Source organism: Bradyrhizobium sp. sBnM-33 (genome assembly GCF_032917945.1).
Classification (GTDB): domain Bacteria; phylum Pseudomonadota; class Alphaproteobacteria; order Rhizobiales; family Xanthobacteraceae; genus Bradyrhizobium.
Genome location: NZ_CP136624.1, coordinates 8,260,942 through 8,274,744, shown reverse-complemented (window position 1 = coordinate 8,274,744; position 13,803 = coordinate 8,260,942). Strand labels below are relative to the sequence as shown.

The following is a 13,803-nucleotide window of genomic DNA, read 5'->3' as shown; positions in this document are numbered from 1 at the left end:
ATGTCTTCCGAACAGCTCACCATTGCATCCCTGACCGATCGCGTGAAATCCGTCGCGGTCGGTGCACCCGTCTCCGCCGTGCATTTTCTCGGCGAGCGCGCCGCCTTCGTCTGTGCCGAGGAAAAAATCGCGATGGCCGATGCCACCGGCGAAACCTCCCGTCTGGACGTGCACGGCGGCGCCATCCTCTGCACCGCGTCCGATCGCAAGCGCGTCGTCACCGGTGGCGACGACGGCAAACTCGTTGCATTGAACGCAAAGGGTGAGACGTCGGTGCTTGCGACCGATGCAAAGCGGCGCTGGATCGACAATGTCGCGCTGCATTCCGATGGCGCGTTTGCTTGGTCGGCTGGCAAGACGGCGTTCGTCCGCAGCGACAAGGGCGAGGAGAAGACTTTTGACGCGCCGTCGACCGTCGGCGGGCTGGCGTTTGCGCCGAAGGGTCTGCGCGTGGCGGTCGCTCATTACAACGGCGTGACGCTGTGGTTTCCCAACATGGCCGCGAAGCCGGAATTTTTGGAATGGGCCGGCTCGCATCTTGCCGTCACCTTCAGCCCCGACAACAGATTCCTGGTCACCGCCATGCATGAGCCGGCGCTGCATGGCTGGCGGCTTGCCGATAACAGGCACATGCGGATGAGCGGCTATCCCGGCCGCGTCCGCTCGATGTCGTGGAGCGTGGGCGGCAAGGGGCTCGCTACCTCCGGCGCCGATACCGTGATCATCTGGCCGTTCGCCAGCAAGGACGGTCCGATGGGCAAGGAGCCGGCGATGCTGGCGCCGCTGCAGGCGCGCGTTTCCGTGGTCGCCTGTCATCCGAAGCAGGACATCATGGCTGCAGGCTATAGCGACGGCACCGTGCTGATCGTGCGGCTCGAGGACGGCGCGGAAATTCTGGTGCGCCGCAACGGCAGCGAGCCGGTCTCGGCTCTGGCCTGGAACGCGAAGGGCACGCTGCTGGCCTTCGGCACTGAGGACGGCGACGCCGGGATGCTGGAATTCTAGGCGTCCCGGCCAGGCTACGAAGCAGGTTCCCCGCGGAACTATGCGTCTTGCCGGCCGTTGAGCCCACGAACCATTTTGTGGGTCCAACGATATGCCTGCCGATGCCCGTCAACGCAAATACCGAAGGGAAATGCTGGCCGCGTCCACGCTGATCGCGGTCGGGCTAATCATTTCGGCGTTGTCGCTGAGCGAGATCGTGGCGCGCGATTCTTTGCACGTCGCGCAGGCGACGCCGCCGACGCAATCGACGCCAGACGCGGAAACGAAGCCGCCCGCGCCGCCCGAACCGGGCACGACCGGGCAAAGGCCATCAGACATTCCGCCGCAGCCGGCCCGCCCCGACCCCGATGCGCAGAAGGCAGGCGCTCAGCCCGCACTGCCGCCGGCGCCACCGGAGAAGGTTGCGCCACCGATGCGCGAAAAATGATCCCACTGCCGTTGCGCCATTTGTGCAATCGCAAAATCGTGGGCTGAAGCCCGCCGCGTTCGTTTTGACGCGAGAATGTGCGGGCCATGTGACCCTAGGCGCCCGTATCAATTCGTAGGAGAGGGCGCAGGCCTCGCCTTCGAACGCCTTGTGTTGATCCCCAACAAGCGGTTAGGCTTGCTGCAAAACAGCCGGCAGGTCGAATAACTGCCGGCAGCTCAGGGAGTGACGCATGCGTGAGTTAACGCCGGAAACGATCACGGACGCCGTGCTCGACCAGATGGCGACGACGCCCGACCCTCGCCTGAAGGAGATCATGGCGTCGGCGGTAAAACACCTCCATGCCTTCGCCCGCGAGGTCAACCTGACGCCCGCGGAATGGATCAAGGGCATCGAATTCATGACCGCCGCCGGCAAGATGTGCTCGCCGGAACGACAGGAATTCATCCTGCTATCCGATACCCTCGGTCTCTCGGCGCTCGTCAACGGGCTGCATGACGCGACCGCGCTTGAGGAAGCCACCCACACCAGCCTGCTCGGCCCGTTCTACCGCGAGGCCACGCCGACGCTTGCAGCCGGCAGTTCGATCGCCAAGAACCCGAAGCCCGGCAGCGAATGCGTGCTGTACGGCCGCGTCACCGATGCCGCGGGCAAGCCTGTCGCCAACGCCACCGTCTCGATCTGGCAGACCGGCGCCGACGGCCTCTACGACATCCAGGCCAGCGCGACCTCGGTCGACTACCGCGGCGTGTTCACAACCGATGCCAATGGCCTCTATGTGCTGCGCACCGTGAAGCCGCTCGGCTATTCGATCCCGATGGATGGCCCGGTCGGCGCCATGGTGAAGGCGCAGGCGCGGCATGGCATGCGGCCGGCGCATATTCACTTCCTGGTCGGTGCAGCCGGCTATCGCGAACTGGTCACGGCGCTCTATCTGCGTGACGATCCCCATCTCGCCGATGATGTCGTGTTCGGCTCGTCGGGCGATCTTGCCGTCGACGTGGTCGCAAACGATCCCGACTGCCCGATCAAGGGTATGCCGAGCATCCGCTTCGACATGCGGCTGTCGCGCGAAAGCGCCGCCGACAAGACCAGCGGGCGCGTCGGCGCCGATCCGTCGGCGATCATGAAACAAGCCAAAAGCGAACCTGCCCCGGCGGGTGCCGGCGGCTAGCCCGAGCCTGATACGATCCACTTCACCGCAGCCGGGCGAAGATCCGGCGCACGCAGAAACACAACGACATAGGGGGAATCGATGAAACGCAGAACATTCCTGGGCGGCGCAATGGCTGTTGCGGTGGTTGGGCACGGGTCGAGCGTTCTTGCCCAGCAGCCGCCGATCAAGATCGGCATGTCGATGCCGCAGACCGGCGGCCTCGCTGGCGGCGGCAAGGCGTCGCTGCTCGGCATCGAGATCTGGCGCGACGACGTCAATGCCAAGGGAGGGCTGCTCGGCCGCAAGGTCGAACTGGTCGTCTATGACGACAAGTCGAGCGCATCGGAGACGCCGGCGATCTACGCCAAGCTGGTCGACGTCGACAAGGTCGATCTCCTGTTCGCGCCCTATGCAACTGTGCCGACCGCGCCGATCATGCCGTTCGTCAAGCAGCGCGGCCTGCTGCTGATGGGCAATTTCTCGTTCCAGGTGAACAGCAAGGTCGGCCACGACATGTGGTTCAACAACGCGCCGTGGGGGCCGGCCGATAGTTGGGCGGCCTCGTTCCTCGATCTGGCGCAAAAGGCCGGCGGCAAGAACATGGCGCTGTTAACGGCGGATCAGGAATTCGCCCAGAACCTCGCGCTCACCGCGCGGGACGTCGCCAAGAAGCGCAATATCCCGATCGTTTTCGATCAGGTCTACCCGCCGAACACCGTTGAATTTTCGTCGATCATTCGCGCGCTGAAGGCGGCCAAGCCCGACATCGTCTATGTCGCATCCTATCCGCCGGATTCGGCCGGCATCCTGCGCGCCGTGAACGAGATCGGGATCGGCGACAGCGTCAAGATTTTCGGCGGCGGCATGGTCGGCCTGCAATTTGCAGCCGTGATGGCGAACCTCGGCTCGCTGCTCAACGGCGTCGTGAACTACAATACCTGGCTGCCGGAAAAGAGCATGTATTTCGACGGCACCAAGGAATTTTTCGACAAGTACACCAAGCGTGCCATCGAAGCCAAGGTCGATCCGCTCGGCTATTATCTGGCGCCGTTCGGCTATGCGATGGGCCAGATGATCGAGGCGGCGGTCGGCGCGACCAAGTCGCTCGATCAGAAGGCTATTGCCAAATACCTGCGCGAGAACGAGCACAAGACCATCGTCGGGCCGATCGCTTTTTCAGCCGATGGCGAGCGCAAGGAAACGGCGACGCTGCAGGCCCAGTTCCGCGGTGTGAAGGATAAGGATATCGAACAGTTCCGCTCCTCCGGCAAGCAGGTGATTCTCTTCCCTGATAAATTGAGAACCGGAGAACTCATCAGTCCCTTCGAGGCGGCACGCAACTAGGCCTCGTGGCTTTTCCGGCTCGGAGCCGAGGGGGATCTAAATTTGTTTTCGATGGACCTGCTGCTTGGCGCAGTGGTGCTCGGGGTGCTGCTCGGCTGCTTCTATGCAGCCGTCAGCGTCGGCTTGTCCGTCTCATTCGGACTTCTCGACGTTCCCCATGTCGCGCATCCGGCGTTCCTGGTGCTGGCCTCCTACGGCGTGTACCAACTCAACGAGAGCTACGAAATCGACCCGCTGCTCGCGGGGCTCGCGCTCACGCCGCTGTTTTTCGTGTTCGGCCTGCTGGCCTACCGCGTCTACTACGAAACCTTCGAGCGGCGCGGCAGTGATGCGGCCGTCCGCGGCATCGCCTTCTTCTTCGGCATCGCCTTCATCATCGAGGTGTTGATCATCCTGCAATTCGGCGTCGACCAGCGCTCGGTTTCCGCGACCTATATCGGCAAGTCGTGGCGGTTTGGCGAGTTTCGGATACCGATCCGGCAACTGGTCGCTTTCGCGGTGGCGTTGGCGCTGACGGTGCTACTTGCCGTGTATCTGTCGAAAACCTTCATGGGCCGTGCGATCCGCGCGGTTGCGCAGGACGAGGAAGCGCTGCGGCTGATGGGCGCCAATCCGGTCCGCATCAAGCAATTTGCCTTCGGCATCGCCACCGCCGTGCTCGGCATCGCCGGCGCGCTCTTGATCATCGTGGCGCCGGTCGAGCCGACGCTCGATCGCGCCTATATCGGGCGGACCTTCTGCGTCGTCGTCATGGCCGGGCTCGGCAGCATCAGCGGCACGCTGATCGCCGCCATCATCCTTGGCGTCGCCGAATCCATCGTGCTGACCTTGTTCGGCGCCTCCTGGGCGCCGGCGATCTCGTTCGCAATGCTGCTCGGCGTGCTCGCCGTCCGGCCGCAAGGTCTGCTCGGCCGATGAACAAGCGCAGCCACAGCATCGCATTCTGGGCCGCCGTCGCCGTCTTCCTGGTCGCCGTGTTGGCGATGACGCAGATCGTCCGCAACGAGTATCCGTTCTTTGCCGGCTACGTCATCCTGCAGTTCATCGCGCTTGCGGTTGCCTGGAGCATTCTGGGCGGCTACGCCGGTTACGTCAATTTCGGCACTAACGCGTTTTTCGGCGTCGGCGTCTACACGGCGGTAGCCTTGTTCAAGGCGACGGGCGCGCCGCTCGTGGTGCAGATCGCCGCCGCCGCCGTCGTCGGCATGACGCTCGGCTTTGGCGTTGGTCTCCTCACCTTGCGGATGCGCGGCATCTTCTTCTCGATCGCGACGATTGCGCTCGCGATCATCATCGAGACTTTTGTGATGAATTGGCGGTTCGTCGGCGGCGCGGCCGGCATCCAGATCCAGCGGCCGCCGGTGATGGCGCCGTTCGACAGCTACGTGAAGATGCTGTTCTTCGTGCAGGCCATCCTGGCGGTCATCGCCGTTGCGATCGCGCGCTACATCCAGAATTCCCGGATCGGCCGCGGCCTGCAGGCGCTCAGGGACGACGAGCTTGCGGCCGAATGCACGGGCGTGCCGACCTTGAAGCTGAAACTGATCGCCTGCATGATCTCGGGCGGGCTGATCTCCGCGGCCGGCGCGCCCGCCGCCATGTACCTGCAATATGCCGATCCATCCTCGGCGTTCAACCTGAGCTACTCGGTGTCGGCGTTGGCAATGGCGCTGATCGGCGGCACCGCGCACTGGATCGGCCCGGTGCTCGGCGCCATCCTGCTCGGCTCGACGCAGCAGCTTCTCGCCGTGACCATCTCCTCTGAGGTCAACGTGCTGGTGCTCGGCATCATGCTGGTGCTGTTCGTGGTCAGCGCGCCGAAGGGCATCATTGGGCTGTTGCGGCCGCGCTATCGTCTGCGCGCGGGAGGCAAGCAATGAATACAGCAGCCGCCGATGCACCCCTGCTGCAAGTGGGAACCCTAACAAAGACCTTCGGCGGCTTCACCGCGCTCGACAATATCAGCGTCGACATCAGCAAGGGCGAACGGTTCGGCCTGATCGGCCCGAACGGCTCGGGCAAGACCACGCTGATCAACTGCATCTCCGGGGCGTTGAAGCCTCAGGCCGGCAGCGTGGTGTTCTGCGGCGAGGACATCACGCAATTGCCGCCGCACTTGCGCGCGCGCCGCGGCATCGCCCGCAGCTTCCAGATTCCGCGGCCGTTCCGGAGCATGACCGTGCTGGAAAACCTCATGGTCGGGCTCGACTTCGCTTCGATCGATTCGCGCTTGCCGGAGGAAGACGTCGCGATGTCGATCCTGACGCGGATGGGACTCGCCTCGAAGGCGGCGGCGCCAAGCAATACGCTGAGCCAGGTGGAGCTGCGCAAGATGGAGCTCGCCCGCGCGATGGCGGTTCGCCCGAAGCTTCTGATTTCGGACGAGGCAATGGCCGGGCTGTCGTCCTCCGAGGTCGACGAGGTGCTGGATCTCTTGATCAGCCTTGGCGAGGAAGACATCACCATCATCATGATCGAGCACATCATGCAGGCGGTGATGCGTTTCTCCGAACGGGTGATGTGTCTCGACGCCGGAAAGATCATCGCGCTCGGCTCGCCCGGCGAGGTGATGGCCAACAAGCGGGTGCAGGAGGCCTACCTTGGCACTTAGCCTTGCCATCGAAGGCCTCGATGCCGGCTACGGGGCCGTCAAGGCGCTGCGCGGCGTCACACTGCATGTCGAGGCCGGCGAGACCGTGGCTTTGCTCGGCACCAACGGCAACGGCAAGAGCACGCTGATGAAGTGCGTCATGGGCCTGGTGCGCCCGGACAGCGGCCGGCTTGCGCTCTCGATCGACGGCGTGGCGCATGACCTGACAAGACTTTCGCCCGAGGCGATCGTCGATCTCGGCGTGGCGCTGGTGCCGGAGGGGCGGCGGCTGTTTCCCAAGCTGACGGTGACGGAAAACCTGATGCTCGGCGCGTTCAGGAGAATGGCCCGCAGCGCCATCCAGCAGAATCTCGCGCTCGTCTTCGACACGTTTCCGGTGCTGAAGGAGCGACGTAGTCAGCTCGCTGGCACCATGTCCGGCGGGCAGCAGCAGATGCTGGCGATTGCGCGCGCGCTGATGTCGTCGCCGCGGCTGCTCTTGATCGACGAGCCGTCTGTCGGGCTGTCGCCGCTGTTGGTATCGCAGACCATTGCCAAGATCGGCGAGCTCAAGCAGCGTGTTGGGTTGACGGTGCTGATGGCGGAGCAGAATTTCAACCAGGCGATCCGGATCGCCGACCGCGGCTACATCATCGTCCACGGCGAGATCGCGGTAGCTGCGCAGTCGGTCGATGAATTGAAGGCCAACGATATCGTCAAGCGGCTCTATCTCGGCGGCGTTGCGTGACGCCGCCGCGCCATAGCCATACGATTATTGTGCGCGATTATTGTGCGCCCCTGAGCGTGCAGGCGGTCGAGCAGGTCGTCATGACGCCACGCTCGCAGGCGATGCATACCGCGACGCACTGCTTTTTGTCCTTGGGATTGTACTGGCTGTAAAGCTTGCGTGCGCAATTGTCGATCGAGCCCGTCACGTCAGCATTGCTGCTGCTCTCGGGCGTGCACGACGCCAGTGCCGCTGCCGACAGCACGATGGCAATGATGCTGCGCATGTTGCTCGCTCCACCGAGGGAGCCGTCGCTCAAACAGCTTGGCGACGGCCGAGGCCCTCGCAGAAATCATCCCCTCAGGATGGCGCGATTGAGTTAAGCGAATGTTACGAGGCGCTGGTTCCGTGCCCACTTCTACCCGCCGCATGTGACTGCACACGGCGATGTGCAGCGCAGCAAAGGGAGCCGCTGAGCGGCTTGCACCTTCATGCGGCTGCTCTCGTCGGGCCCGCTACTTCTTCAGGTTCATGAACGGTTCGAACGCCTCCTTGCCCGAACCGAAACGCTCGTAGATAGACGCGGATTTGCTCATCAGCTCGTAGGCCTGGTCCTGGTCCGCGCCGGCGCCATCTTTCTGGAAAGTCGACACGAATAGGATCGCCGTCAGGTAGTTTCCGAAAGCAGCCTGCTCCGCGGCGAACAGATTCTTGAGGCGCGCATCGCGGGAAAAGAACTCGGACAGCGTCTTCTTGATGCCGTCGTCCTGCGCCGACAGCGATTGCAGAGACCACATCGCCGTCCCCAATGTCATGACCCGAAGGAATTTCGACTTGTCCGCTTTGCAATCGTATTTGGCGCAGGCGACCTTGCTCGTGACACTGTCGCGTCCTTTCGGCGCGAGACCGGGACCGAATTTGCTCATCATGAATCCGACGCGCAAGCCGTCACTGGCCATGCCGTCGTCGGCGCTGGAATAATTGTCGAGAATTCGCCGGATATGCGCCGTGTTGCCGGATGCCATATAAGCGCCGATCAGCAAGTCATTGTCGGCCGGCGTGGAGGACGGTGTTACGGCGTCCAGCGGCGGCATCCGCGCCGCCCGCAGTCTGTCCGACAGGCCGGAAAGACTGTTGGCGGCGGCAAACTTCTGCGCCTCGTCGGGCAGGCCCGCCCTGTAGAGGCTGATGATATCGACCGACTTCACGTAATCCGAGGACTCGGCCTTGAGAAGGCGTTCGCGCTCCTGCGGAGAACTCCTGAACAGTTCGCCGAGGAAGCCGATGATGGTGTTGGGATCGGCCCGCCCGCTTGTGGCCGTTTGCCGGAGCTGCGCCAGCGTGTCGTCGATACAGACCGGCGATTTGCTGCGGTAGTAGCTCGCCATGCATCCGTCGCCGGCCGCGAAAGCGACGCCGGGGCTTAGCGATGAGATCATCAGGGCGATCGCTGCGCCTGCGTTTTTCAGCCGCGTGGAGCGAGCTGCAATTGAATTTCGGCTCATGGTCACCGGCGCGGCTGTAAGAGCATCACGTTTTGGTTGTGCACTCTATCAGCCGCACCTCGAGTTCGACAATGGCCGTCGTATCGCCTCGCCGGCCTTTACCGTGCCGGCGCGGTTACCGCACCAGCACGTTCCTGAACTGCCAGGGATCCGAGGCGTCGATGTCTTCCGGGAACAGCCCCGGCCGGTCCGACAGCGGTGTCCAATCGGTGTAGTAGCCCTTTACCGGGCCGAGATAGGGCATCTGGATTTCGAGGCAGCGGCGGAAGTCCATTTCGTCGGCCTCGACGATCCCAGCGGTGGGATTCTCCAGCGCCCACACCATACCGGCCAGCACGGCGGATGACACCTGCATGCCGGTCGCGTTCTGGTAAGGCGCGACGAGGCGGGTCTCCTCGATCGAGAGTTGCGAGCCGTACCAATAGGCGTTCTTGCTGTGGCCGTAGAGGAGCACGCCGAGCTCGTCGATGCCATCGACGACCTCGTGCTCGTCCAGAATGTGCCAGCTCGGCTGCATCTTGCCGGTCGCGCCGAAAATCTCGTGCAGCGACAGCACGGCGTCGTTGGCTGGATGGTACGCGTAGTGGCAGGTCGGGCGATAGATCACCTCGCTGCCATCGCGTAGCGTGAAATAGTCCGCAATCGAGATCGACTCGTTGTGGGTGACGAGGAAGCCGTATTGCGGCCCCGGCGTCGGGCACCATGAGCGCACGCGGGTGTTGGCGCCCGGCTGCAGCAGATAGATCGCCGCACCGCAGCCTTCGGTGTGCCGGCGGCCGTTCTCCGGTATCCATTTCTCATGGGTGCCCCAGCCGAGCTCGGCCGGCTGCATGCCTTCGGACACGAACCCTTCCACCGACCAGGTGTTGACGAACACGTTCATCGGCTTCGGATTCCTGGAGCGCTGGGTGTCGCGCTCGGCGATGTGGATGCCTTTGACGCCGAGCTTCTGCGCGAGCTGACCCCAACCCTCGCGGCTCTTCGGCTCGTTGAAGGGCGTGTTGGTATCTCGAGCGATATCGAGCAGCGCCTGCTTGACGAACCAGGATACCATGCCGGGATTGGCACCGCAGGTGGAGACGGCGGTGGTGCCGCCCGGGCTCTTGTGCTTGGCGGCGAGCAAGGTCTCGCGCAGGGCGTAGTTGGAGCGCTTTTCGGGACCGATGTTCTTGTCGAAATAGAAACCGGCCCAGGGCTCCACCACGGTATCGATGTAGAGCGCGCCGATCTCCCGGCACATGGTCATGATGTCGACCGAGGAGGTGTCGACGGAGAGGTTGACGCAGAATCCCTGGCCGCCGCCTTCGGTGAGCAGCGGGATCAGGAATTCGCGATAATTGTCGCGGGTCACGGCTTGCTTGATGAAGCGCACGCCGTGTTTCTTGGCGAGCTCGCCATCCTCATGCGGATCGATGATGACGAAGCGCGACTTGTCATAGTCGAAATGGCGCTCGATCAAGGGCAGCGTGCCCTTGCCGATCGAACCGAAGCCGATCATCACGATGGGGCCAGTGACTTTCGCGTGAATTTTTGCGAGTGCGTTCATCAGTCGGTCTCCGGAAACAGAAATTCGTGGGAATGGAGGGATCAGGCGGTGCGGCGCTTGGCGGTCACTTCGATTTCGATCTTCATCTCGGGCTTATAGAGCCCGGCGACGACGAGCAGGGTTGTGGCCGGACGGATCTCGCCAAAAACTTCGCCGCAGACCGCAAAGAAGGCGTCCGCCTCGGCAATGTCGGTGATGTAGTAGGTGGCGCGGACGATGTCGGCCATCGCAAATCCGCCCTCCTTGAGCGCCGCCTCGATATTGCCAAAGCAGTTGCGGGCCTGACTCGTGATATCGGCCGGAATCACCATGGTCGTGTAGTCGTAGCCAGTGGTGCCGGCGACAAAGGCGAAATCGCCGTCGATGACGGCGCGGCTGTAGCCGGCGGTCTTCTCGAACGGCGAGCCGGTGGAAATCAGGCGGCGGGGCATCGGAACCTCGGTCTTGGGAACGATCCTGGGGGAATAATCCGGCGGCGGGATGGGCGCGGTTTAAGGGCTTTTCCCCGGCGCGCGCAACCCCTGGCGACGTCACCGGGAATGCCGGGTGAGGTCGGAGGCCGGCGGCGCGCCGGCGGTCCAGCGACGCACGAGAATGTCCCTGACGATCATGACCGAGATCATGACCAGGAGGACGGTCGTGACGGCGCTGCGCCAGCGCGGGCGCACGGGGAGGCTCGCCGGCATGGCCTTAGGCCACGCGCGGCAGGAGCAAGGCCTTCGCCTTCCTGGCCCGCACCGCCTTTGTTTTCGGCAAACGTGCGCCGGTCGGAACGATCATGCCCCAGGCGCCGTCAAGCGCGTTTTCGCAAAGCTCGAGGCCGAGCAGGCGGTCGCGCTCGAAGGCACCCGGCAGCGACAGCTCGCCGGTCTTCGCGGCCGAGAAGCCGAAGCGGGCGTAGTACGGCGCATCGCCGAGCAGGAGTACCGCGCGATGGCCACGCGCCTTCGCCGCCGCGAGCGCGTGGTCCATCAGCGCAGCCCCGACCCCGAGCTGCCGGGAGGAAGCCTCCACCGCCAGCGGGCCGAGCATGAGCGCCGGGATGCCCCCGGCGCTGACGTGCCACAACCGCAACGTACCGACCAGCCGGCCCTTGCTCACAGCCGAAAGGCTGAGGCCTTCGGCGGGCGCGCGTCCGTCGCGCAGGCGCTGGCAGGTGCGCATATGGCGGTTGTCGCCAAAGCAGGCATCCAGCAGCGCTTCGCGCGCGATGACGTCCGAGGCCCGCTCCGCACGGATCGCGAACGGAGCGGCTTTCGGGATGAGGGCAGTGGTGGTTTTCCGCAAAGCAGCCATGGCACGTCAGTCCCCGCTCGCAACGGCGATCAAGCCGCGCAAAGCGTTGTCATTGATTGGCAATGTCAGGGGAGGGAGCCGGCGCACCGGCTCCCGACTAATCGGACCTCGAAGCGAGGCAGCTCAGATGTGGTAGGTCCTGAGCGGCGGGATGCCGTTGAACGCCACCGACGAGTAGGTCGACGTGTACGCCCCGGTGCCTTCGATCAGCAGCTTGTCGCCGATCTCGAGCGTCACCGGAAGCGGATACGGCATCTTCTCGTACAGCACGTCAGCGCTATCGCAGGTGGGTCCCGCGAGCACGCACGGCGTCATCTCCGCGCCGTCATGCGGCGTGCGGATGGCGTAGCGGATCGACTCGTCCATCGTCTCGGCCAGACCGCCGAACTTGCCGATGTCGAGATACACCCAGCGCACCTCGTCCTCGTCGCTCTTCCTGGAGATCAGGACGACTTCGGTCTCGATCACGCCGGCGTTGCCGACCATGCCGCGACCCGGCTCGATGATGGTCTCCGGGATCTGGTTGCCGAAGTGCTTGCGCAGCGCACGGAAGATCGACCGGCCGTACTGCACGACCGGAGGAACGTCCTTGAGGTACTTCGTCGGGAAGCCGCCGCCCATGTTGACCATGGACAGGTTGATCCCGCGCTCCGCGCAGTCCCGGAACACCGTCGAGGCCATCGCGAGCGCGCGGTCCCACGCCTTCACCTTGCGCTGCTGCGAGCCGACATGGAACGAGATGCCGACCGGCTCCAGCCCCAAGCGCTTGGCGAGGTCGAGCACCTCGACCGCCATCTCCGGGTCGCAGCCGAACTTGCGCGACAGCGGCCACTCGGCACCTGCGCAGTCATAAAGAATGCGGCAGAACACCTTTGCGCCGGGAGCGGCACGCGCGATCTTCTCGACTTCGGCGGCGCAGTCGACCGCGAACAGGCGAATGCCGAGCGCGAAGGCGCGCGCGATGTCGCGCTCCTTCTTGATCGTGTTGCCATAGGAGATGCGGTCCGGCGTCGCACCGGCAGCCATCGCCATTTCGATTTCGGCGACGGTCGCGGTGTCGAAGCAGGAGCCCATGGAGGCCAGCAGCGACAGCACTTCGGGCGCAGGATTGGCCTTCACCGCGTAGAACACGCGGCTGTCGGGCAGCGCCTTGGCAAAGGTCTGGTAGTTGTCGCGCACGACTTCGAGGTCGACGACGAGGCACGGCTCGGTGTCCTGGCCCTCGCTGCGGCGGTTACGCAGGAATTCCTGAATACGTTCGGTCATAGCACCCTCCAAACGGCCCAGCGACGGGTCCCGTTCAAATTTGATCTCGGACGTGAGTGCTTTGGCGTTGTCGCACGATGGAGACGCGACGAAGCCTCGAACTCAAGAACCGAATTGTGCTGCCGTGGATTGGTTGGGAATTTTCCCGCCCGCACACCTGGCAATGAAGGACAAGCCTTTTCAGTAGCCCGCGCCGGCGGTGGAATGCCGGTAGAGACCAAAAAAGCCCGATCCGTCGTTGCTTTAAGTCGCGTCCCCCGTTGAGAGCGGGGTGCGCCGGTTCGCCTCCGGCTGCCAGTCACGGTTGCAAAGGATGGAGAGACCTTCAACGGCATCTCTTGAGAGAGATGCTGGCCACTCGAGCAGGAGCGACCCTCGGTTCTTCATCCCTTGGCGGCTGTCCGGCCTCTTGTCCGGATACCTACCGACTGACACACGACCACAGGCACGTGCGAAATTGGGCAAGGCTGGAAATAAGACTTTTGATTCTGGTTCGCAAGAATTTTTTTAGGCTGGGGACAAATTTCCCCGACGTGTGCTTACGAAAGCGTTCGCAGCGCGCACGGCTCACGACAAACATGAATGGAAGTTAAGATTTTCTTGGGCAGGCGATGAACGCTTTAGCGCCTGTGCCGCAGCGCTTTCTTGAACGCGCGTCAGGCGCGCTTGAAGAACGGCTCGATGCGCTGCGCGGTGCGGATGAACGCCACCATGATCAGCACGCCGATGCCGAACAGCACCGCCTGGAGAATGTGCGCGCTGGTGTCGTCGAGGCCGAACAGGATCGCGAGCGCCCAGCCGCCGGCAAACGCCGCGCCGAACACTTCCGCGCCGATCAGGATCGCCGCCGAGATGACGGTGATGACGCTCTGCCAGGCGATCGTGCGGGAGGAGGTGGAGGCGGGCTGTGGGCTCATGAAAAAGGTCCTGTTCAAGGGGCG

At 63.8% G+C, this 13,803-nt stretch carries 15 protein-coding genes; 8 read left to right on the top strand and 7 right to left on the bottom strand.

Going from position 1 to position 13,803, the window contains the following annotated elements; translation table 11 throughout:
* The 8 genes from RX328_RS38840 to RX328_RS38805 all read left to right on the top strand — a co-directional run bounded on the left by RX328_RS38840 (position 1) and on the right by RX328_RS38805 (position 7,270).
* Positions 1–1,005: a WD40 repeat domain-containing protein gene (locus RX328_RS38840; protein WP_213246986.1), complete on the top strand. Its 1,005-nt coding sequence runs from the start codon at positions 1–3 to the stop codon at positions 1,003–1,005.
* 130 nt (positions 1,006–1,135) lie between these two features.
* Positions 1,136–1,432 (top strand): hypothetical protein, encoded by a 297-nt coding sequence (locus tag RX328_RS38835; RefSeq protein ID WP_247510414.1) that lies wholly within the window; start codon positions 1,136–1,138, stop codon positions 1,430–1,432.
* A gap of 232 nt (positions 1,433–1,664) precedes the next feature.
* Positions 1,665–2,606, top strand: a complete 942-nt coding sequence (locus tag RX328_RS38830) for a dioxygenase (protein ID WP_213247013.1) — start codon at positions 1,665–1,667, stop codon at positions 2,604–2,606.
* A gap of 81 nt (positions 2,607–2,687) precedes the next feature.
* Positions 2,688–3,932, top strand: coding sequence for an amino acid ABC transporter substrate-binding protein (locus RX328_RS38825; RefSeq protein WP_213247015.1), 1,245 nt, complete (start codon positions 2,688–2,690; stop codon positions 3,930–3,932).
* 51 nt (positions 3,933–3,983) lie between these two features.
* Positions 3,984–4,850, top strand: coding sequence for a branched-chain amino acid ABC transporter permease (locus tag RX328_RS38820; protein WP_249726072.1), 867 nt, complete (start codon positions 3,984–3,986; stop codon positions 4,848–4,850).
* On the top strand, positions 4,847–5,812 hold the full coding sequence (locus tag RX328_RS38815) for a branched-chain amino acid ABC transporter permease (RefSeq protein WP_213247018.1): 966 nt from the start codon (positions 4,847–4,849) through the stop codon (positions 5,810–5,812). Before RX328_RS38820 ends, RX328_RS38815 begins: the two co-directional genes overlap by 4 nt.
* Positions 5,809–6,543: an ABC transporter ATP-binding protein gene (locus tag RX328_RS38810; protein ID WP_213247020.1), complete on the top strand. Its 735-nt coding sequence runs from the start codon at positions 5,809–5,811 to the stop codon at positions 6,541–6,543. Before RX328_RS38815 ends, RX328_RS38810 begins: the two co-directional genes overlap by 4 nt.
* The gene (locus RX328_RS38805; RefSeq protein ID WP_213247022.1) at positions 6,533–7,270 is read left to right on the top strand and encodes an ABC transporter ATP-binding protein; all 738 of its coding nucleotides are present in this window, start codon (positions 6,533–6,535) and stop codon (positions 7,268–7,270) included. Before RX328_RS38810 ends, RX328_RS38805 begins: the two co-directional genes overlap by 11 nt.
* Positions 7,271–7,307: 37 nt before the next feature.
* On the opposite strand, the gene RX328_RS38800 is transcribed toward RX328_RS38805, so the two are convergent.
* From RX328_RS38800 to RX328_RS38770, 7 genes are all read right to left on the bottom strand, one after another.
* On the bottom strand, positions 7,308–7,535 hold the full coding sequence (locus RX328_RS38800) for a hypothetical protein (protein WP_213247024.1): 228 nt from the start codon (positions 7,533–7,535) through the stop codon (positions 7,308–7,310).
* Between the two features lie 229 nt (positions 7,536–7,764).
* On the bottom strand, positions 7,765–8,688 hold the full coding sequence (locus RX328_RS38795) for a hypothetical protein (protein WP_213247026.1): 924 nt from the start codon (positions 8,686–8,688) through the stop codon (positions 7,765–7,767).
* 181 nt (positions 8,689–8,869) lie between these two features.
* Positions 8,870–10,300, bottom strand: a complete 1,431-nt coding sequence (locus tag RX328_RS38790) for a homospermidine synthase (RefSeq protein ID WP_213247027.1) — start codon at positions 10,298–10,300, stop codon at positions 8,870–8,872.
* 41 nt (positions 10,301–10,341) lie between these two features.
* Positions 10,342–10,731: a RidA family protein gene (locus RX328_RS38785; RefSeq protein ID WP_213247028.1), complete on the bottom strand. Its 390-nt coding sequence runs from the start codon at positions 10,729–10,731 to the stop codon at positions 10,342–10,344.
* 259 nt (positions 10,732–10,990) lie between these two features.
* A complete protein-coding gene (locus RX328_RS38780) occupies positions 10,991–11,596 on the bottom strand; it encodes a GNAT family N-acetyltransferase (RefSeq protein WP_213247029.1) in 606 nt (201 codons plus the stop codon).
* A 123-nt stretch (positions 11,597–11,719) separates the two neighbouring features.
* The gene (locus tag RX328_RS38775) at positions 11,720–12,862 is read right to left on the bottom strand and encodes a type III PLP-dependent enzyme (RefSeq protein ID WP_213247030.1); all 1,143 of its coding nucleotides are present in this window, start codon (positions 12,860–12,862) and stop codon (positions 11,720–11,722) included.
* A gap of 656 nt (positions 12,863–13,518) precedes the next feature.
* The gene (locus RX328_RS38770) at positions 13,519–13,779 is read right to left on the bottom strand and encodes a hypothetical protein (protein WP_213247031.1); all 261 of its coding nucleotides are present in this window, start codon (positions 13,777–13,779) and stop codon (positions 13,519–13,521) included.
* Positions 13,780–13,803: the final 24 nt, after the last annotated feature.

Coding starts and splice junctions, on each gene's coding strand:
- RX328_RS38840 (WP_213246986.1), top strand. CDS start 1: ATGTCTTCCGAACAGCTCACCATTGCATCCCTGACCGATCGCGTGAAA.
- RX328_RS38835 (WP_247510414.1), top strand. CDS start 1,136: ATGCTGGCCGCGTCCACGCTGATCGCGGTCGGGCTAATCATTTCGGCG.
- RX328_RS38830 (WP_213247013.1), top strand. CDS start 1,665: ATGCGTGAGTTAACGCCGGAAACGATCACGGACGCCGTGCTCGACCAG.
- RX328_RS38825 (WP_213247015.1), top strand. CDS start 2,688: ATGAAACGCAGAACATTCCTGGGCGGCGCAATGGCTGTTGCGGTGGTT.
- RX328_RS38820 (WP_249726072.1), top strand. CDS start 3,984: ATGGACCTGCTGCTTGGCGCAGTGGTGCTCGGGGTGCTGCTCGGCTGC.
- RX328_RS38815 (WP_213247018.1), top strand. CDS start 4,847: ATGAACAAGCGCAGCCACAGCATCGCATTCTGGGCCGCCGTCGCCGTC.
- RX328_RS38810 (WP_213247020.1), top strand. CDS start 5,809: ATGAATACAGCAGCCGCCGATGCACCCCTGCTGCAAGTGGGAACCCTA.
- RX328_RS38800 (WP_213247024.1), bottom strand. CDS start 7,535: ATGCGCAGCATCATTGCCATCGTGCTGTCGGCAGCGGCACTGGCGTCG.
- RX328_RS38795 (WP_213247026.1), bottom strand. CDS start 8,688: ATGATCTCATCGCTAAGCCCCGGCGTCGCTTTCGCGGCCGGCGACGGA.
- RX328_RS38790 (WP_213247027.1), bottom strand. CDS start 10,300: ATGAACGCACTCGCAAAAATTCACGCGAAAGTCACTGGCCCCATCGTG.
- RX328_RS38785 (WP_213247028.1), bottom strand. CDS start 10,731: ATGCCCCGCCGCCTGATTTCCACCGGCTCGCCGTTCGAGAAGACCGCC.
- RX328_RS38780 (WP_213247029.1), bottom strand. CDS start 11,596: ATGGCTGCTTTGCGGAAAACCACCACTGCCCTCATCCCGAAAGCCGCT.
- RX328_RS38775 (WP_213247030.1), bottom strand. CDS start 12,862: ATGACCGAACGTATTCAGGAATTCCTGCGTAACCGCCGCAGCGAGGGC.
- RX328_RS38770 (WP_213247031.1), bottom strand. CDS start 13,779: ATGAGCCCACAGCCCGCCTCCACCTCCTCCCGCACGATCGCCTGGCAG.